14 protein-coding genes are annotated in these 18044 nt (G+C 36.5%); 10 read left to right on the top strand and 4 right to left on the bottom strand.

The annotated features are described in order from the left end of the window. Positions 1 to 1491, top strand: coding sequence for an ABC transporter permease (locus WAX74_RS05105; RefSeq protein WP_336496583.1), 1491 nt, complete (start codon positions 1 to 3; stop codon positions 1489 to 1491). A gap of 29 nt (positions 1492 to 1520) precedes the next feature. Next, on the top strand, positions 1521 to 3332 hold the full coding sequence (locus WAX74_RS05100) for an ABC transporter substrate-binding protein (protein WP_336496582.1): 1812 nt from the start codon (positions 1521 to 1523) through the stop codon (positions 3330 to 3332). A 344-nt stretch (positions 3333 to 3676) separates the two neighbouring features. Here the strand turns inward: WAX74_RS05100 and WAX74_RS05095 are convergent, their stop codons facing one another. Then, the gene (locus WAX74_RS05095) at positions 3677 to 3874 is read right to left on the bottom strand and encodes a hypothetical protein (protein WP_336496581.1); all 198 of its coding nucleotides are present in this window, start codon (positions 3872 to 3874) and stop codon (positions 3677 to 3679) included. Positions 3875 to 4050: 176 nt separating this feature from the next. After that, entirely contained in the window at positions 4051 to 4851 is an 801-nt protein-coding gene (locus tag WAX74_RS05090) for a TIGR00266 family protein (RefSeq protein WP_336496580.1), read from the bottom strand. Positions 4852 to 5018: 167 nt separating this feature from the next. Between WAX74_RS05090 and WAX74_RS05085 the strand changes: the two genes are divergently transcribed. The 4 genes from WAX74_RS05085 to WAX74_RS05070 all read left to right on the top strand — a co-directional run bounded on the left by WAX74_RS05085 (position 5019) and on the right by WAX74_RS05070 (position 9383). Continuing rightward, positions 5019 to 6497: an aldehyde dehydrogenase family protein gene (locus WAX74_RS05085; RefSeq protein WP_336496579.1), complete on the top strand. Its 1479-nt coding sequence runs from the start codon at positions 5019 to 5021 to the stop codon at positions 6495 to 6497. A gap of 15 nt (positions 6498 to 6512) precedes the next feature. Beyond that, entirely contained in the window at positions 6513 to 7673 is a 1161-nt protein-coding gene (locus tag WAX74_RS05080; protein WP_336496578.1) for a saccharopine dehydrogenase family protein, read from the top strand. Then, complete coding sequence (locus WAX74_RS05075) at positions 7673 to 8869, top strand: acyl-CoA dehydrogenase family protein (protein ID WP_336496577.1); 1197 nt, start codon at positions 7673 to 7675, stop codon at positions 8867 to 8869. Before WAX74_RS05080 ends, WAX74_RS05075 begins: the two co-directional genes overlap by 1 nt. Positions 8870 to 9152: 283 nt before the next feature. After that, on the top strand, positions 9153 to 9383 hold the full coding sequence (locus WAX74_RS05070) for a hypothetical protein (RefSeq protein WP_336496576.1): 231 nt from the start codon (positions 9153 to 9155) through the stop codon (positions 9381 to 9383). Between the two features lie 400 nt (positions 9384 to 9783). Here WAX74_RS05070 and WAX74_RS05065 read toward each other — a convergent pair whose 3' ends face one another. Continuing rightward, on the bottom strand, positions 9784 to 11100 hold the full coding sequence (locus WAX74_RS05065; RefSeq protein WP_336496575.1) for a short-chain fatty acid transporter: 1317 nt from the start codon (positions 11098 to 11100) through the stop codon (positions 9784 to 9786). Positions 11101 to 11254: 154 nt separating this feature from the next. On the opposite strand from WAX74_RS05065, the gene WAX74_RS05060 reads away from it, so the two are divergent. The 3 genes from WAX74_RS05060 to WAX74_RS05050 all read left to right on the top strand — a co-directional run bounded on the left by WAX74_RS05060 (position 11255) and on the right by WAX74_RS05050 (position 14778). Beyond that, entirely contained in the window at positions 11255 to 13360 is a 2106-nt protein-coding gene (locus tag WAX74_RS05060; protein ID WP_336496574.1) for a beta-propeller domain-containing protein, read from the top strand. A 223-nt stretch (positions 13361 to 13583) separates the two neighbouring features. Beyond that, positions 13584 to 14327, top strand: coding sequence for a threonine/serine exporter family protein (locus tag WAX74_RS05055; protein WP_336496573.1), 744 nt, complete (start codon positions 13584 to 13586; stop codon positions 14325 to 14327). Between the two features lie 10 nt (positions 14328 to 14337). Beyond that, positions 14338 to 14778, top strand: a complete 441-nt coding sequence (locus tag WAX74_RS05050; protein ID WP_336496572.1) for a threonine/serine exporter family protein — start codon at positions 14338 to 14340, stop codon at positions 14776 to 14778. Positions 14779 to 14818: 40 nt separating this feature from the next. On the opposite strand, the gene WAX74_RS05045 is transcribed toward WAX74_RS05050, so the two are convergent. Then, positions 14819 to 16834, bottom strand: a complete 2016-nt coding sequence (locus WAX74_RS05045) for an EAL domain-containing protein (protein ID WP_336496571.1) — start codon at positions 16832 to 16834, stop codon at positions 14819 to 14821. Between the two features lie 169 nt (positions 16835 to 17003). On the opposite strand from WAX74_RS05045, the gene WAX74_RS05040 reads away from it, so the two are divergent. Continuing rightward, entirely contained in the window at positions 17004 to 17930 is a 927-nt protein-coding gene (locus WAX74_RS05040) for a DMT family transporter (RefSeq protein WP_336496570.1), read from the top strand. The last annotated feature ends 114 nt before the right edge of the window (positions 17931 to 18044 follow it).

Here is an 18044-nt window from a genome sequence, read left to right as displayed (position 1 = left end):
GTGATTTCAAATCAAAAGCATGCGTTGAAGTTATCCCGAGATTATACACAAGCAAACTTTGCATGGATTCTTTCTCTTATCGTGACCCTTTTTTTATTAGTAAATAGTATTAACTTTAAAGAGGGAACCTTGAAGGGTGCTGTCTTTACTGTATTTCTTGCTTATTTTGTATTTACTGTTTTTCAACTTTTCCTTGCATGGAAAATGAAAAGGGATCTTTTGAAAACAGGTGAGATACAAAGCAAAACAAGAAAACTCGGCTATATTCAACTTCTTAGTATTTTAAGTGCAAATATATTTATTGCTTCATTTGCATTTAACATAATTAAAAAGAAAAAAACACCAGAGTACACATTTGCTGTGTATATGTTGTTTACACAAATATTTATTCTAGCTATTTCGTCTCTCAATTTGTTTAAACCATATGTAACAGACACCTTTTTACCGGCAATGGGTATTTTGATAGGAATAATGATATTCCAAGTCATAACACTGGTTCTAGTGTCGAAACATGTGCAGGATGACTCAGCACCATCTTGGATGATGACTATTGCCATACTACTGATAATTACTTCCCTAACGGGAAATATATTTAACTTATTATTAGGTATTAGTTTAATTATAAAAGTCCGTAGTCATGATCAATCTAGAATTATGAAGTGGAATACGATGTGGAACAAAATTACTCGCAATTCAACGGCAATATTAGGAATGTTTTTTATTATTCTTATGTTTTCATTATCGGTTTGCAGTAAATTCACGTTTGATTATGATATGGCTGTTGAAAACAATTATGGAGAATTGCTCCAAAAACCTAGCTTAGAGCATCCATTTGGTACAGATAACTTTGGACGAGATTTATTTTCTAGAATTGTCTTTGGTGCAAGAATATCACTTATTGTTGGATTTGCTTCGACAATAATTCCAGTGATTATTGGGGGTTTTCTAGGAGCTTTAGCAGGATATTACACGAAACGTGCAGATAATGTCATTATGCGTATTCTTGATATTTTGTACGCAATTCCTGGGATTCTGCTTGCAATTGCTATTATTGCTGCATTTGGGGCAAACACAATGAATTTAATTTTGGCATTAAGTGTCGGATCAATTCCGACCTATGCTCGAACGATGAGAGCTAACGTACTAATGGTTTCGAACTATGAATTTGTCGATTCTGCGCGTGCACTTGGATCGTCTGATTTGTCTATTATTTTTAAACAAATCGTGCCGAACTCGCTAGCCCCAATGATTGTGAAGGCAACCTTGACAATTGGAGGAGCCGTCATCGCTACTAGTAGTTTGAGTTTCCTTGGTCTTGGAGTGGAACCACATATTCCTGAGTGGGGAAATATTTTAAAAATAGGAAGTACCTATCTTGAGTCACATTCGTATCTTGCTGTAATACCAGGGCTTGCTATTATTGGCCTAGTATTATCTTTCAACTTTTTAGGTGATGGGTTACGAGATGCTTTTGATCCAAGAATGGATTAAAAAGAATTATATTTTAGGAGGAAATTAGTATGAAGAAGAGTATATTGGCCGTCCTGATTGCGTTTGTATTGGTGTTAGCAGGATGTGTAAATACGAAGTCAGATGTTGCTGATAAAGCAAATGATAATAAAGACGTTAACACTGATCAAAGTAAGGTAGAAATTGAACTTTTAGGTATGAGTACAGGTGAAGCGGATATGAACATCGTCCGTGACCAACTGATTAAAAATGGTTTTGATGTAAAGTTAAATATTCAACCTGATTACGGTAGCTTTACTGCACAAAAAGATGCAGGAAACTATGACTTAGCATTATCAAGCTGGACAACGGTTACAGGAAACCCTGACTACGCAGTTCGTTCGCTATTCAAATCAGATGGAGATAACAGTATTATGTCTGATGAAGAAGTGGATAAATTAATTGATCAAGCAAGTACAGAAACAGAAGAAGAATTTACCGAAACATATAAACAATTAGAACAACGTCTAGTTCTAGATAAAGCATATATTGCACCGCTTTATAATTCATTCAAAGCTCAAGGTGTAAATAAAGAAATCTTAAATGCAGATACAGTAAGACTTGCAACATCACGTGCAATTGCATGGGAAACGATTGATTTTGCAGACACTTCAAAAAGAGCAACACAACCATTAATTATGCAACAAGCAATCGGAACTCTAACATCATTAGATCCAATTAAAGGTAATGATGGATCTATCAATACGCTAAATACAAATATGTATGTAAGACTCGTTAATTTAACAGATGACGATAAAGTGGTTTCAGATGGTTCTTTGTCACTTAATCACGCAATCGCTGAAGGTAATGAATCATATTACTTCCTTCTTCGTGATGATATAAACTTTGCTGCAATTACGGACCAAAAAGCAGTTGACACTGGGGAACGCGTTGGAGCAGATGATGTTGTATTTACTCTAAACCGTGCAAAAGATCAAAACTCAGTACCAGATCACCGCACATACAGCTTACACGAAAGCATGAAAGATATTGAAGTAGTAACGGACTTATCAGAGCTTGATGTAAAACAATCAGGAAGTGATGTTACTGTAAGAGAAGCTCTTGAAGAAGGTTTAGATGCAAAAATTACAGAATTAGTAGAAGACAAAAATACAGCAGATAATGCTGCAGGTAAATATCAAGTGGTGAAAATTACAACTGTAAATCCATTTCCACAAGTACTAAACTATTTAGCGCACCAATCTGCAGGAATCGTATCTAAAAAACAAGTAGAAAGCATTAATACTTATGATGTGGCAACATTTGATGTAAATAAAGATATTCCTTATGGAGATCAAAACACAGTTACAGAAGGTGACAAATATAACAATACGTTATATGCAAGCGGACCGTACATCTTGTCACATAAAAATGATTACGAAGCTATTTTCTTGAAAAATCCAGCTTATATGACAGGTACTGAAAATGAAGCTAAAATTTCAAATGTAACTGTACGTTTCATTCAAGATCCAGATAGCGCACTATCAGCATTACGTAATGGGGAAATCCATATCTTCAACGGCGTGCCAGAAACAAAATACGACTTAGTGGAAGGCGACAGTAAATTAACCCTTCAAAAAAGTGACAGCAATGCCGTATCGTATTTGTTGTTTAATACAAAAAATAGAGAAGTATCTAATAGCGAAGATTTAAGAAAAGCTATACTATATTCTATTAACCAAGATGAAATTTTAAATTACTACCAAGGTAACAAAAAGAAAGCAGTTTCCACTGTAAGCCCACTTGTTGATACTGGGAATGAGCTAGTAGCAGATCCAGCAAAAGCAAAAGAATTTTTAGATGCCTATAAAGCAAGTAAATAAGTAGAGAAAAGCTCGGTAAGTGATAACACCACTTACCGAGCTTTTTTATGGTATATAGCTATTAACTAGGCATAAAACTTAGCCATCTTAAGGCTTACCGACTAGTAGGAGCTTATAGTATGAAGAAACCGTATGAAAATCTGCTATTTGGACAGAAAACTTTTTATGTGGACAGATAAAAAGTTATACGGACGTAAATTTCTTTTATCCGGATGCATTTATTTCTATCTGGACAGAAACTTTTTTATCCGGACGAAAGTGCACAATTAGCGCTTTTCAATATATAAAAAGGCATGTGCGGTGACTTGGCCTGGACATGCCGTAAATACAAAATTACCATTTAGCTAAAAGAGCATTGGAAGAAAGATAGCTATTGCTCCAAGTACAATGGCACTCCAAGCAAGGAACTTTTGTGGGGAAGTTAAGCCGAATAGACCTAAGATTATTGCAGCACCACCAAACCAAATAGGAGAGTAAAAGAACCCTAACACTGCAAGGATAATAGCAACCCAGCCAACCCACATACCTAAAGAAGCTTTCATATTGAACACCTCCTTTTTTCAACTTGAGAACAATAAGAAATGTTCAAATTATTGATCTCATTCATAGTATATGAAGGGGTGTTCGAGTGAAAATAAACAATTTGCCGACAAAAGTAAGTGGACAGGCATTATTTCTTACACAAAAAAAGAGGCCTTTAAAAGGCCCCCTACGTATACTATTTCCCACCTAATAGGTCAAACAGTCCTCCAGTAATACTTCCTTCACCTGGGGAACCCCCACCTGGAGTTTGTGGAGCTGCTGCAAACACACGGCTTGCTAAACGGCTAAATGGTAAGGATTGAATCCACACTGTACCTGGTCCACGAAGGGTAGCGAAGAATAAACCTTCACCACCAAATAGAGCTGTTTTTACACCTTTTACCATTTCTATATTGTAATCAACGTCGGAAGTCATTGCTACTAGACATCCTGTATCTACTCGTAAAACCTCTCCTGGTTGTAAAACTTTTTTATGGATTGTTCCGCCTGCATGAATGAATGCAAGTCCGTCTCCTTCTAACTTTTGCATGATAAATCCTTCACCGCCAAAGAATCCCGTTCCCAATTTTCGCTGAAACTCAATCCCTACAGAAACGCCTTTTGCTGCTGCAAGAAATGCATCTTTTTGACAAATTATTTTTCCTCTATGTTCGCTTAAATCCATTGGAATAATTTTTCCAGGGTATGGAGAGGCAAAGTAAACATGTTTCTTTCCGCTACCTGTATTCGTAAATGTTGTCATGAATAAACTTTCACCTGTAAGCATACGTTTACCTGCGCCCATTAATTTACCCATTAGTCCACCGCCGCCACCAGAGCTGGAGCCGTCACCGAAGATTGTTTCCATTGAAACACCATCTTCCATCATCATTAAGCTTCCGGCTTCTGCAACTACTGTTTCGCGTGGATCTAGTTCAATTTCTACGAATTGCATATCGTCTCCGTATAATTTGTAATCTATTTCGTGATTGTTCATGTTTATTTCCTCCTCATTTTTCATTATTTATTAATACGAATCATGCTTTGAAAAGTTTCACTCTGAAAATTCTTATTTTCAGAAAAAATTAAAGGGATTCAACAAGTAATAGAGAATGTATTCTTTATGTTAGCGCTTTCAGAAAAAAAGAAAAGAGGTTAAAAATTATGAAGCTCACTAACTTTTTTGATGGGAAATGGCAAGATATTGGAGAGGGAAAATACACAGCTGTTTTAAATCCTGCGAATGGAGAACAGTTGGCGGAAGTAAGAATGTCAACAAAAGATGACGTTGACTTAGCTGTTGCGGCTGCTAGAAAAGCACAGAAAAAATGGGCACTTGTACCAGCACCAAAACGTGCAGACTACTTATATGAAATTGGTAGGCTAATGAAAGAAAAGAAAGAGCATTTGGCCCAAGTTTTAACGAAAGAAATGGGAAAAGTGATTGAAGAAGGCCGTGGGGAAGTACAAGAAGGAATAGATATGGCATTTTATATGGCAGGAGAAGGTCGCCGTTTATTTGGAGAAACTACCCCTTCTGAGCTTGCGGATAAATTTGCGATGAGCGTACGAGCACCAATTGGAGTAGTTGGACTGATCACCCCTTGGAATTTTCCTGTGGCCATTGCTACGTGGAAGTCATTTCCGGCAATCGTAGCAGGAAATACTTTTATTTGGAAGCCTGCAACTGAAACACCAATGATGGCATATGAAATGGCGAAAATATTTGAAGAAGCGGGTTTACCAGATGGTGTAGCTAATATAGTTTTTGGCTCGGGTTCTGAAGTCGGGACGGCAATGATTGAACACCCAGATGTTAAAGTAATTTCATTTACAGGTTCAACGGAAACAGGTAGTAAAGTCGCAGAGCTTGGAGGAAAACATTTAAAGAAAGTGTCCCTTGAAATGGGTGGTAAAAATGCTGTTCTTGTGATGGAAGATGCAGATTTGTCTCTCGCTGTAGAAGGGATTTTATGGAGTGCATTCGGAACAGCAGGCCAACGCTGTACTGCATGTAGTCGTGTAATTGTGCATAAAGATGTAAAGAAAGAGTTAGAAGCTAAGTTACTAGAGCAAATGGAAAAATTGACTATTGGGAATGGATTAGATGAGTATGTCAAAATTGGCCCAGTAATTAACAAGAAAGCATTGGAAAAAATTCATTCTTACACTTTAATTGGAAAAGAGGAAGGGGCAAACCTTCTAGTCGGTGGAAAGATATTGGAGGACGGAGACTTAGCTTACGGAAATTATTATGCTCCAACCATTTTCACAGACGTATCGCCTAACATGAGAATAGCTCAGGAAGAAATTTTTGGCCCAGTAGTTTCACTAATTGAAGTAGGCTCACTAGAGGAAGCGATTGAAGTGAATAATGGTGTAAAGTTTGGTCTTTCTAGTTCAATCTTTTCTAGAGATGTAAATAAAGTCTTCCGAGCTCAGCGTGACTTAGATACGGGGATTGTTTATGTCAATGCTGGAACTACGGGAGCTGAGATTCATTTGCCATTTGGTGGAACAAAAGGTACAGGAAATGGACACCGAGACTCAGGAGTGGCAGCACTTGATGTTTATACAGAATGGAAGAGTATTTATGTAGACTTTAGTGGGAAATTGCAACGAGCACAAATAGATACAGAATAATAGGGGGATGATTACATGAAGGTTGCTGTATTGGGAGCAGGATTAATGGGAAAAGAAGCAGCTCGTGATTTAGTGAAGAGTCCTAATGTGGAAAAGGTACTATTATGTGATTTAGATGTGGGACAGGCAACGATGTTTAAAGAAAGACTACAAAATTCTAAAATAGAAATTTTAAGATTAGATGCAAATGATGATGTGAATATACTGCAAATTATGGAAAAGGTAGATGTAGTCATTAATGCACTATTTTATTCCTTCAATGAAAAGGTAGCTAGACTTGCTGTAGATGCTGGTGTTCACTCAATTGATCTAGGTGGCCACATAGGAGGAGCAACAGATACAGTCCTATCACTTCATGAAAAAGCCAAACAGAAAGGTATCACACTGATCCCAGATTTAGGTGTAGCACCGGGTATGATTAATATTCTTGCAGGGTATGGAGCTAGTAAACTTGATGAAGTTTCAGGAATCCATTTATACGTTGGTGGAATACCGGTAAAACCAGAAGGGATATTCGGTTACAACATCGTCTTTTCATTAGAAGGTGTATTTGACCATTATACTGACCCATCCCATGTTATCCGAGACGGTAAATTGCAAGAAGTGGAATCCTTATCGGAGATAGAGCCGATTTTCTTTGACGAATATGGTGAATTAGAAGCCTTCCATACTGCAGGGGGAACTTCTACATTACCTAAATCCTTTCCGAACATTGATACATTGGAATACAAAACGATTCGTTACAAAGGGCATGCAGATAAGTTTAAATTGCTTGTAGATTTAGGGCTGACAAATAAAAAAACAATTGTGAATGTAAATGGAAATATGGTGAAGGCCCGTGATGTCTTGAAAGAAGTATTAACACCACAATTATTACTTGGTGATAAAGAAGATGCTGTTTTATTGCGGGTAATTGTTAAGGGTGTAAAAGAAGGAAAAGACACAACCTACTCGTATGAATTGGCTACGAAAAAAGACAGACTTTCTGGTACGACTGCAATGGCAAGAGCGACTGCCAATACAGTTTCTGTAGTAGCGCAAATGATTGGGAATAATGTTATTTCCAAAAGAGGCGTATACCCGCCTGAATTGATCGTCCCTGGAGAATTATATATTAGAGAAATGGCTACTCGTGGCGTAGATATTGTGGAGTCTGTTGTGAGAGGTGAAGCTTAATGAATTTTGAATTTACAGAAGAACAAGTCCTTTTACGTAAGACAGTTCGTCAGTTTGTTGATAATGAAATAATTCCTCATATAGCCAAATGGGAAATGGAAGGTGCTTTTGATAAAGGCATCTGGAAACGTCTGGCGGATCTTGGTTTAATGGGCGTATGTGTTCCGGAGAAATACGGCGGAAGTGGAATGGATTATAATTCACTTGCGGTTGTTTGCGAAGAACTAGAGCGCGGAGACACAGCTTTTCGAACAGCGGTATCGGTGCATATAGGATTAAATTCAATGACGCTTATGCAGTGGGGAACGGAAGAACAGAAGCAAAAATATTTAGTCCCGCAAGCAAAGGGAGAAAAAATAGGCGCTTTTGGGTTAACGGAACCGGGAGCAGGTTCAGATGTAGCAGCCATGTCTACTGTCGCAGTGCTCGATGGAGATCACTATGTCATTAATGGGCAAAAAACATGGATATCATTATGTGATGCCGCTGATCATTTTATCGTGTTTGCATACACGAATAAATCTCAAAAGCATCAGGGTATCAGTGCTTTCATAGTAGAACGGACGATGGAAGGCTTTTCCTCAAAAGCGATTAAAGGAAAGTATGGTATTAAATCAGGAAATACTGGAGAACTATTTTTCGAAAATATGCGAGTGCCGAAAGAGAATCTTTTAGGAAAAGAAGGAGAAGGCTTTAAAATTGCTATGTCCGCGCTCGATAATGGAAGATTTACTGTTGCAGCAGGAGCGGTAGGTCTGTCTTTAGCTTGTCTAGAAGCAAGTGTAAAGTATTGTCATGAAAGAGAAACTTTTGGTAAGGAAATTGGAAGGCACCAGCTCGTGCAACAAATGGTTGCAAAGATGGAAGCAGGCCTACAAATGAGCCGCTTACTTGTTTACCGTGTTGGAGAATTAAAAAACAAAGGAGTTCGCAATACTCGTGAAACCTCCCTTGCAAAATGGCAAGCATGCGACTTTGCAAATAAAGCTGCAGATGACGCTGTGCAAATTCACGGAGCATATGGGTATTCAGATGAGTATCCAGTAGCAAGATATTTACGTAATTCCAAGGCACCTGTGATTTATGAAGGAACACGCGAAATTCATACCATTATGCAAGCGGAATATGTACTTGGTTATCGAGAAGATAAAACACTCTCTCATATGCTACCAAAATGGCCATTCGAAGAAGAGTGATACTGTAAGCTACTGTAAAACTAGATAATATATAAAAAGGTTTTCTTGACTTGATCAAGAAAACCTTTTTCTTATAAATGAGACTGTATGGCGCACATCAGTGTTCTCTCTCTAAGTTACTATATTAGATGCTTCAAAAATTATTTATTTCTCTTATCTGGTTCGTTCTTTTGCGACTTTTTAAATCAACCATGAAGTTTAGCACTTTTATTATAGTCTTAAAAGTAAAACGAATAGTTCAACATTAACAACATCATATTAACTAAAAAGGAGAGATGATTAGATGACTCGAAAAAGTGGTAACCAGCATGTTGAAGCAACTCCGCATTTCGATGGAGAAAAGGAAAATATCCTTAATGACCCAACAGCATCTGCTGCAACAAAAGTAGGTATACAAGTTAATGCAAGAGAGGAATTTGCGCAGGAAAGAAACCCTTTCAATTACCTTCCAAAATACGATAAAGACATGAAAGAATTCGAAAAATTGACTAGAGGAAATAAAGTAGAAGAATAAAAAGAAAAGACCCCTTAATGGGGTCTTTAGATTGACACAAAAGTATTTTTCTAAACAGTTATAAATAATAAACCTCCTAAAGAGGTTGCTTTATCCAATTAAAAGTAAAGATAGTAGATTCCAATATGGAATTGTTTATGAGGCAAGGACCACCACGAAGACTCCTGTGGGAACAGCTTGAGCAGAAGACCCCGCAGGAAAGACACTGGCCGAACTTTATTAGGCCAGTGACTTTGCGACGAGTAACCGCAGAAGCACATGTTTTTGAAGTGACGAGGAGGCTGAAGCCAAGCCCACGGAAAGCGAAGTGGTGGTCCCCGCCGAGTTTTATAAAAAATTCTATGCACTCAAAATCGAGGTTGTCTAAGACCCCTTAATGGGGCCATGTTTTATAAATTATTTAAAAAAAGTAAAGTCCAACACTAATAACTATTCCACTTAATAGGAGAACGAAGACGCAGTAACCCATTATATCCTTTGCTTTTAACCCAGCAATTGCTAATGCAGGTAATGCCCAGAATGGTTGAATCATATTAGTCCAAGCATCCCCCCACGCAATAGACATAGCTGTTTTAGCGTAGCTTAAGTCTAATGCTGAGGCAGCATCTAACATAATTGGTGCCTGTACAGCCCATTGACCACCACCTGAAGGTATAAAAAAGTTAACAATACCAGCAGCGTAAAAAGTAAAGAGATAGAAAGTATGTTCATTTGAAATACTGATAAAAGCCTCGGATACAACTCCTGCTAAACCGGAGGCTACCATCATACCCATAATCCCAGCATAAAAAGGGAATTGAATGACGATATCTCCAACTGTTTTAGCCGCATTTTTCACGGCGATTAAAAACCGTTTAGGTGTACCATGACAAATGATACCAAGTGTCACGAATATTAAGTTGACGATGTTTAAGTTTAAATCAAAACCTTTAGTAATGAAATGTTGTACTAGATATACAAGCCCAAGTAAGCCAATTAAAACCGAAATGACGTAACTACTTTCTAATCGGGAAGCAGGAGTTTTTGTTAATGGTTCTTTTTTCTCTATTACTTCCTCCTCGAGAAGAGTAGGGTCAATTGAAAAGGTCTCTTCTTTCCTAGGCATCATCCATCTGTTTAATAATGGAACTGAAATTAATAGTACTATTACAATTACTAAGTTATAGGTTGAAAATAAAGTTTCAGTTGTAGGAATAACACCCATTTTCTCTGCAAACGGGTGACCTTCTGTTGCGATAGACAGAGGTATCGATCCTGCTAACCCACCATGCCAAATGATAAATCCTGAGTAAGCACTTGCAATAAGTAAACGATAGTCGACATTTTTTACTTTACGTGCAATCTCTTTTGCAAATAAAGCCCCAATAACTAATCCAAAACCCCAGTTAATCCAACAACCTATTAAGGAAACTACTGATACTAGAATAATTGCGGAACCAGGTGTTTTAGCACTGCTCGCCATGGTACTTAGTAACTTTTTAAATACCGGACTACTAGCTAGAACATGTCCTGCTAATAAAACGACAACCATTTGCATAGTAAAAGATAGTAATCCCCAAAAACCATCACCCCAATAAGATACCATCTCTAATGGGGTAGAATCTGTTAAAGTTACCCCCAATAAAAATACTAATAAAGTTAATATTGCAACAAAAATGTATGGATCGGGTAAATACCTCTCCATTATTGCATTTGAAAACCTAGTTAGTGTTTTCACAACATTCCCTCCTTTGTAAAATACTATGTTGCAAATCTAATAATAGACTAATAACAGTAAATTCTCTACATTCAAAAAATAAAACAGAAAAAGTGAAACGAATTAAATAAAATGAAGTCTAATGGTTTAACAAAGGAATAGAGAGGGAGATCATATGAAGAAGTGGATCATGTCGATAATTGGAACGCTCTTAATTGTTGGATTGGTCATAGTATTTTTTTCAGCTAGAACGTCCGTGAGTGCTCAGGATGCTGTATTATCCAACCAACCATTTATCGTTAATTTATCTTCGGCAGTTAGTGAGGATGCATTCGAAAAAGGGGAAATGTATGTAATTGACCAACAAGGGAAGAAAGTAAATGCAAAGCATAGTATCTCAAATAAGGGGAAGTTAGTTGAAATAAAAGGATTAAAAGAAGGTGCTTATACTTTATTTGTAAAAAATAAGATTCTAAAAACGAAATTTCCTTTCACGGTGTACAAAGAACTTCAGTCCGTAAAATCAAAGGAAGAGCTAAAAGCTTATTTCGAGCAAGCGAAAAAAACTCAAGGGTATGAAAAAGTCACAATTATGGAAGACACTATGGCGGAAGCATCAAAAGAATCTTCCAATGTTCAGGGAGGAGATTATTCTTCTACGAATAACCAGGTAGATGGTGTAGATGAAGCAGATATGGTGAAAACAAATGGTTCCCATGTATTCTCGATTAGTGAAAATAATGTTGTTGTAGTAAATATAAAAGATCCAAAGAAAATGAGTGAAGAAACGAAAATCCGCTTCACGAATGATTTTTATCCTTCTCAACTTTTATTGTCTGATGATACGTTAATTATCATTGGGCAAAAGAATGTTTTCCGAACACTAGAATCAGATGGTAAACAAAATATTGATAGAATTGGAATGCCGATGGATTCCATGACGAGTGTATATTTTTATGATATAACAAACCCTGCCTCACCAAAACTATCTAGGGAGATTGCAACCGAAGGATATTTGAATGGGGCGCGTTTAACGAATAATACTATGTACTTTGTCACAACTGTCTATCCAAAGTTTTGGATGATGGAGGAGAATGAGAATATAGAGTTACGTCCAATTATATATGATTCCAAGACCGATAATGAACCAAAACCTATGAATTATGATAGCATTGCCATTCTTCCGAATTCCATGCAAGCAAATTATAGTATTATATCAGCAATCAATATAGAAAACCTAAAAGATAATAGTGTTATGACAAATGGGTACCTTGGAGGAAGTGAACAGCTATATATGTCCAAGGAAAACTTATATTTAACCTCCACAATTTTTGAATCAACAAATTCCAATTCTAAAAAATTGATATGGAATCCAGGTAAAATGGATACGGAAGTATTTAAATTTGCACTTAACGAAACAGCCGTTCAATTCGTTGCATCAAGTCGTTTGACGGGTACGATATTGAACCAGTTTTCCATGGATGAACATGATGGTTATTTCAGAGCTGTAACAACAAAAGAAAATAGGTGGGAAGAAAATGAACCTTCCGAAAACAACCTTTTCATTCTAGATAAAGGGATGAAAATAGTTGGATCCATAACGGGTCTAGCTAAAGATGAGCGTATTTATTCTGCGAGATTCATGGGTGATAAAGCATATATGGTGACTTTCAAGCAAACGGATCCACTATTTGTCATCGATGTTGCAACACCGACAGCACCAAAAGTATTAGGTGAACTAAAAATACCTGGCTTTAGTAATTATTTGCATCCATTAGACGAAAATCATCTAATTGGATTTGGATATGAAACAAAGACGGTCCCACAAGAGGGTTCTAAAGAACCGCTTATTATGACAGAGGGCATGAAAGTGTCTTTGTTTGACGTAAGTGATTTATCAAATCCTAAAGAATTAGATACAGAAGTTATTGGAGGTCAAGGAACTTTCTCGCCAATTCAATACGATCACCATGCATTGTTCCAACATCGTGAAAAAAATCTATATGGCTTTCCAATATCTATTTATGAGCAAGGGACTGGTCAAGAGTATGCTCAGTTCAAACAAGACGGAGCATTGGTTTATGAAATTACACCTGAAAAAGGAATTGTAATGAAAGGAAATTTATTGAACCCTCACAATCCAGCTCAGCTCTACGAAAATTGGGAAAGTAGTATTCAACGAATGGTTTATGTTGGAGATTCTTTGTACACGATAGCAGTAAGGGAAATCACAAGCTATAACTTAAATAAATATGAAAAGATAGGGAAATTGAAATACTAGAAAAAGGGATGAAGCCGACCGTTAACGTTGACTTCATCTTTTTTATGCAGAAAACATTAATCGGGAAGAGATAAGTTGTCGTTTAATGTATACCAACGCTTTATTTTGTTGAAACTTGGAGTACTAAATGAAGATTTTTTATATGATAAAGTAATAAACTGGATTGTTTTTATGTTCAGCGTTCGATAAGATTATCGTAAATAGGGGAAGGGCGGTGTTTTGATTGAGACCTAACTATGATTTAGCAGTAGAGTGTTGTATTCTTGCAGGTCGTTTAATGATGGAGAGCGGAGCAGAGACGTACCGTGCGGAGGATACAATGGATCGCATGGCTCAGTCGCAACAATTGACCGAATCACAAAGCTTTGTGACGCCAACAGGTATTCTTTTCAGCGGAACTAGAGCTATTCCAACTAGATTAGCAAGAATTAATAATAGAACAACAGATTTAGAAAAAATTGCACTCGTTAATGCAGTCTCCAGAAATTTAGCCAACAAAGTAATTACTTTGGATGAAGCGTATTTAGAATTGAAAAGAATAGAGGAAGAACATAAAAAGTATCCCTTTTGGATACAAATAATTGCGGCGTCCATAGCATCCGGGGCTTTTCTCTTTCTCTTCGGTGCAGATCCTATTGATATACCGATGGCCATGTTAGCAGGAGGAATAGGATACACTGTATCTGAAATGCTACAGGAAAAAACAAAGGTTAAATTTTTTGCAGAATTATTAGCTGCATCAATAATTAGCGTGATAGCTATTACTTCAGTTGAATATAGTTTTGGAAGTGAAGTAGATAAAATTATTATCGGTTCTGTTATGCCCCTTGTACCTGGACTACTCATTACAAATGCTATTCGTGATTTAATGGCAGGCCATTTTGTTTCAGGATTATCAAAAGGAGCAGAGGCATTTCTTACCGCAACTGCAATAGGGGCAGGGGTTGCAATAATACTGTCACTTTAAGGAGGAAGTCATGTCCTATTTATTACAAGGTTTTTTAAGTTTTATTGCGGCTGCAGCGTTTGGGATAGTTTTTAATGCACCCAAAAATTCACTTTTTTACTGTGGGCTTGTTGGTATGACAGGCTGGTTAATATACTCTTATGTAAATGAATTAAGCAATGATCCAGTCAAAGCTTCATTTGCGGGTGCGTTTACTATTGCATTTGTTGCGCATTTGATGGCAAAGCACTTTAAAATGCCTATGATAATTTTTAGTGTAGCTGGAATTATACCTTTAGTTCCGGGGGGAGTTGCCTATAATGCCATGAGACATATTGTAGAAAAAGATTATGGGGTAGCGATAGAGTATGCCTCTCACGCACTAATGATTTCTGGAGCGATAGCAATTGGAATGGTATTTGCAGAAATAATTACTAAATTACTATTAAAGACTTTTAAAAAAACAACATAAAAACCGTGAAAAACTTATATGTTTTTCACGGTTTTTACATTTAATTTAATAAATTTTCAACTTCTCTTGTGGAAATAGGACGGCTTATATAATACCCTTGTAAAGCGTCACAGCCTATTTGCTTTAATAGGCTAAATTGCTCGGCCGATTCTACCCCTTCTGCGACTACTCGAAGGCTCAAGGAGTGTCCAAATTGTATCAATCCTTGGACAAGCTGTTGGAGCTTTTCTTGTTGTAAAAGTGAACTGATAAATGATTTATCAATTTTCAGTTGGCTAATTGGGAGAAGTTGCAAGTACCGCAAAGATGCATAGCCGGTCCCAAAATCATCTAGTACAAAAGTTACGCCATCTTGCTGTAACGTCTGCATTTGTTGAATAATGGATTTTTCCGCTTCTGCTTCTAATGCAAATTTCTCCGTAAATTCTATTTGCAATGCTTCAGGTGGGCAATCATATTTCTCTAAAACTTTTCGAATGGTTTTCACCATATTCTTGTCACGAAACTCCCTAATAGAAGAATTAAAGCTAACCTTTATTGGAAATCCTTTGCTGTGCCAAATGGCCGCTTGTTCGCAACATTTTTCTAGTATAAACGTGCCGATTTCATTAATTAGTCCAGTTTCTTCTGCAATCGGAATGAGTTCCTCCGGGGAAATTACTCCAAGAACTTCATCTTCCCAACGAACAAGAGCTTCGACAGCTGTAATTTTATCGGACTCCAAATCTTTTTGTGGCAAGTACATTACATGCAAATCACGATGATTTAATGCTTCTAACAAGCGTTTCTCGATTTGTATTGACCGACTTAACTTATCATGTTCAGATTGAGAAAGACTGGCAATCATACCTCCGCCTTCTTGCTTAACCTTTTGAATTGTTGTATTGGAAGCTTTAATTAAATGTAAGAAGGAATGTTGAGCTTCTGGATATTTTGTTATCGCTCCACTTATAGTAATTGGAATGGCCTTATTATTTAAATAAATTGGGTTTTGTCTAAGATAATTCGTAAAACCTTGGATATACCAATCACTTAATGGAGTGATCAATGCAAATTCATCTCTTCCAACACGAGCAATAGTCGTATCTTCAAAATATACTTTTAATCTTTTTGCGAACTCGATTAATAATTTGGATTCGGTTTGATCGTTAAAAATCTCTCTTAAAGTATAGAATTGATCAATTGTAATAAATACAAATGAAAAATGTCTTTTTTCCTCTATATATTCTGTTACAATATCCTCTAAACGGTGCCTACTCATAAGCCCAGTTTCCGTATCTACATATGCAATTTTCTCTAATCGAGACTGAAATAATTTTTTTTCAGTAATTTCCTCTTCCAATAAAAGATAGTAGAGGGTATCATTTTGAGTGTCTCTAACTGGGAAAGCAAGCATGTTTACCCAGTAGTTCAACCCATCTTTTGTCATTTTTTCTATAGTACCTTGAAAACTCTCTCCTTTTCGGAGTAATTTCATAATGTTATTGGCGACTTTTAGATGATCCGGAGTATCCGGAAACATTTGCCAAAAAGATTTTCCTAATATCCGTTTTGGAGTCCAATTGCTTTTCTTTAAAAATTGAGCATTTGCATCCGTAATTAAACCTTCTTTGTCTAAATAAACAACCATGTAGGAATTAGATAAGCTTTTCTTAATGGATTGTAATTCTAAAAAAGAAGCTTCTTCGGATTTTGGTTGATTATAAAGGTCTATTAGAAATAAAACGAAGGAATTATGATCAATAATAAAGGATCTTGCCACAATAGAAGCAATAGAATGCTCTCCGTTTTCATGATATAGCAGAACAGAATCATAGCGGACAGGATCTTCATTGTGTGAATAATTGTTGTATAAATCTGAGAAAGATTCTTTTACACTACTATCAAGTAAGGGCGGGTTTTCGACTTTAACATCATCATGACTAAACCCAAAATGTTTTTCAGCCTCTTTACTCCACCAAATAATGTTACCTTCTTTATCTGTAAGAAAGGCAGGGTAGGGTATATTATTGAAAATAGAGCTGCTAGAATCTAATGTTGCTTCAATTGAATACATCTTTTCAACCCCTTTCAATATGATTATTTGTTTCTAATTATATAGAATATAGGTAAATTAGTCATTACTCTAGAACAAAATAATCATATATTCAAAAATAATAGTTAATTAGTCACTGAATAACTATTGTATACTAGTAAACTTACAATTAATAAGAGGTGAGAAGTACGTGAATCGTTGGAAAGGTATACTATTAATAATAGTTGGTTCTATGCTTTGGGGCGCTACAGGTCCGATGATGGAGTGGGTATTCAACCATAGTAGATTGTCTGTTTCTTTTTTCCTAACTATAAGATTATCTATAGCAGGTCTATTTCTTTTATTGTTTATGAGATTGAGCGGTAAACAAATTTTTGCTATATGGAAAGAGCCTAGTTGGTGGAGACAGTTAATAATCTTTGGCGTATTTGGGATGCTTGGTGTTCAATATACGTTCGTAGCAGCAATTGATGCTAGTAATGCATCTATTGCGACTTTATTACAATTTTTAGGACCTATCTATATTATTCTATTTGTTTCATGGAAAAGTAAAATGTTCCCACCAAAATACCAAGTGGTAGGTATTATTGGCACTTTAATTGGTCTGTTTTATTTGTTAACCAATGCTGAAATGAACAACTTATTAATAAGTACAGAAGCATTGCTTTGGGGGTTAGGTGTAGGTCTTGCTTTTGCATTTTATACCGTTTACCCAGCTCGTCTCATGAAGGAATGGGGAGTACTAACTATTGTTGGTTGGGGAATGCTAATCGGTGGTTTTTTGTTGGGGATAATCACTCAATTATGGCGTTCAGATGAATGGATATACCTTGCAGATTATCCTTTAAATTTGACGATTATTTTTATTATATTAATTGGTACAGTAGCATTTGTTCTCTTTTTATCCAGCATGAAATACATAACTGCAGTGGAAACAAGTATTCTCTCTAGCCTAGAACCTTTGACAGCAATGATTATCTCTGTAATATGGTTTGGACAAATTCTGGGAGCATGGCAATACTTTGGAGTAGTGGTAATGCTTATTTTTGTCACATGGCTTTCGGTAGCAGGAGAACTTAAATGGATAAAGAAAGGAACAGAGGGTCTAGAAAGTTAAAGATTGATACTGAATAAGCGTTCAAGCTTGTCCGTTTTGGAATTATGTGAATAATCTGAGATGACTTAAATTTTAAGTCATCTTTTTCTATATGTTCTAGTTTGAATATGTCAT

This window comes from Psychrobacillus mangrovi (assembly GCF_037104765.1).
In the GTDB taxonomy this organism is placed as follows: Bacteria; Bacillota; Bacilli; order Bacillales_A; family Planococcaceae; genus Psychrobacillus; species Psychrobacillus mangrovi.
Note: the sequence above shows the minus strand (reverse complement) of the source record. Positions and strands in the feature narration are given on the sequence as shown.

Excerpts from the sequence above, each read along its gene's own strand:
- WAX74_RS05100 (WP_336496582.1), top strand. The coding sequence starts at position 1,521 with ATGAAGAAGAGTATATTGGCCGTCCTGATTGCGTTTGTATTGGTGTTA.
- WAX74_RS05095 (WP_336496581.1), bottom strand. The coding sequence starts at position 3,874 with ATGAAAGCTTCTTTAGGTATGTGGGTTGGCTGGGTTGCTATTATCCTT.
- WAX74_RS05090 (WP_336496580.1), bottom strand. The coding sequence starts at position 4,851 with ATGAACAATCACGAAATAGATTACAAATTATACGGAGACGATATGCAA.
- WAX74_RS05085 (WP_336496579.1), top strand. The coding sequence starts at position 5,019 with ATGAAGCTCACTAACTTTTTTGATGGGAAATGGCAAGATATTGGAGAG.
- WAX74_RS05080 (WP_336496578.1), top strand. The coding sequence starts at position 6,513 with ATGAAGGTTGCTGTATTGGGAGCAGGATTAATGGGAAAAGAAGCAGCT.
- WAX74_RS05075 (WP_336496577.1), top strand. The coding sequence starts at position 7,673 with ATGAATTTTGAATTTACAGAAGAACAAGTCCTTTTACGTAAGACAGTT.
- WAX74_RS05070 (WP_336496576.1), top strand. The coding sequence starts at position 9,153 with ATGACTCGAAAAAGTGGTAACCAGCATGTTGAAGCAACTCCGCATTTC.
- WAX74_RS05060 (WP_336496574.1), top strand. The coding sequence starts at position 11,255 with ATGAAGAAGTGGATCATGTCGATAATTGGAACGCTCTTAATTGTTGGA.
- WAX74_RS05050 (WP_336496572.1), top strand. The coding sequence starts at position 14,338 with ATGTCCTATTTATTACAAGGTTTTTTAAGTTTTATTGCGGCTGCAGCG.
- WAX74_RS05045 (WP_336496571.1), bottom strand. The coding sequence starts at position 16,834 with ATGTATTCAATTGAAGCAACATTAGATTCTAGCAGCTCTATTTTCAAT.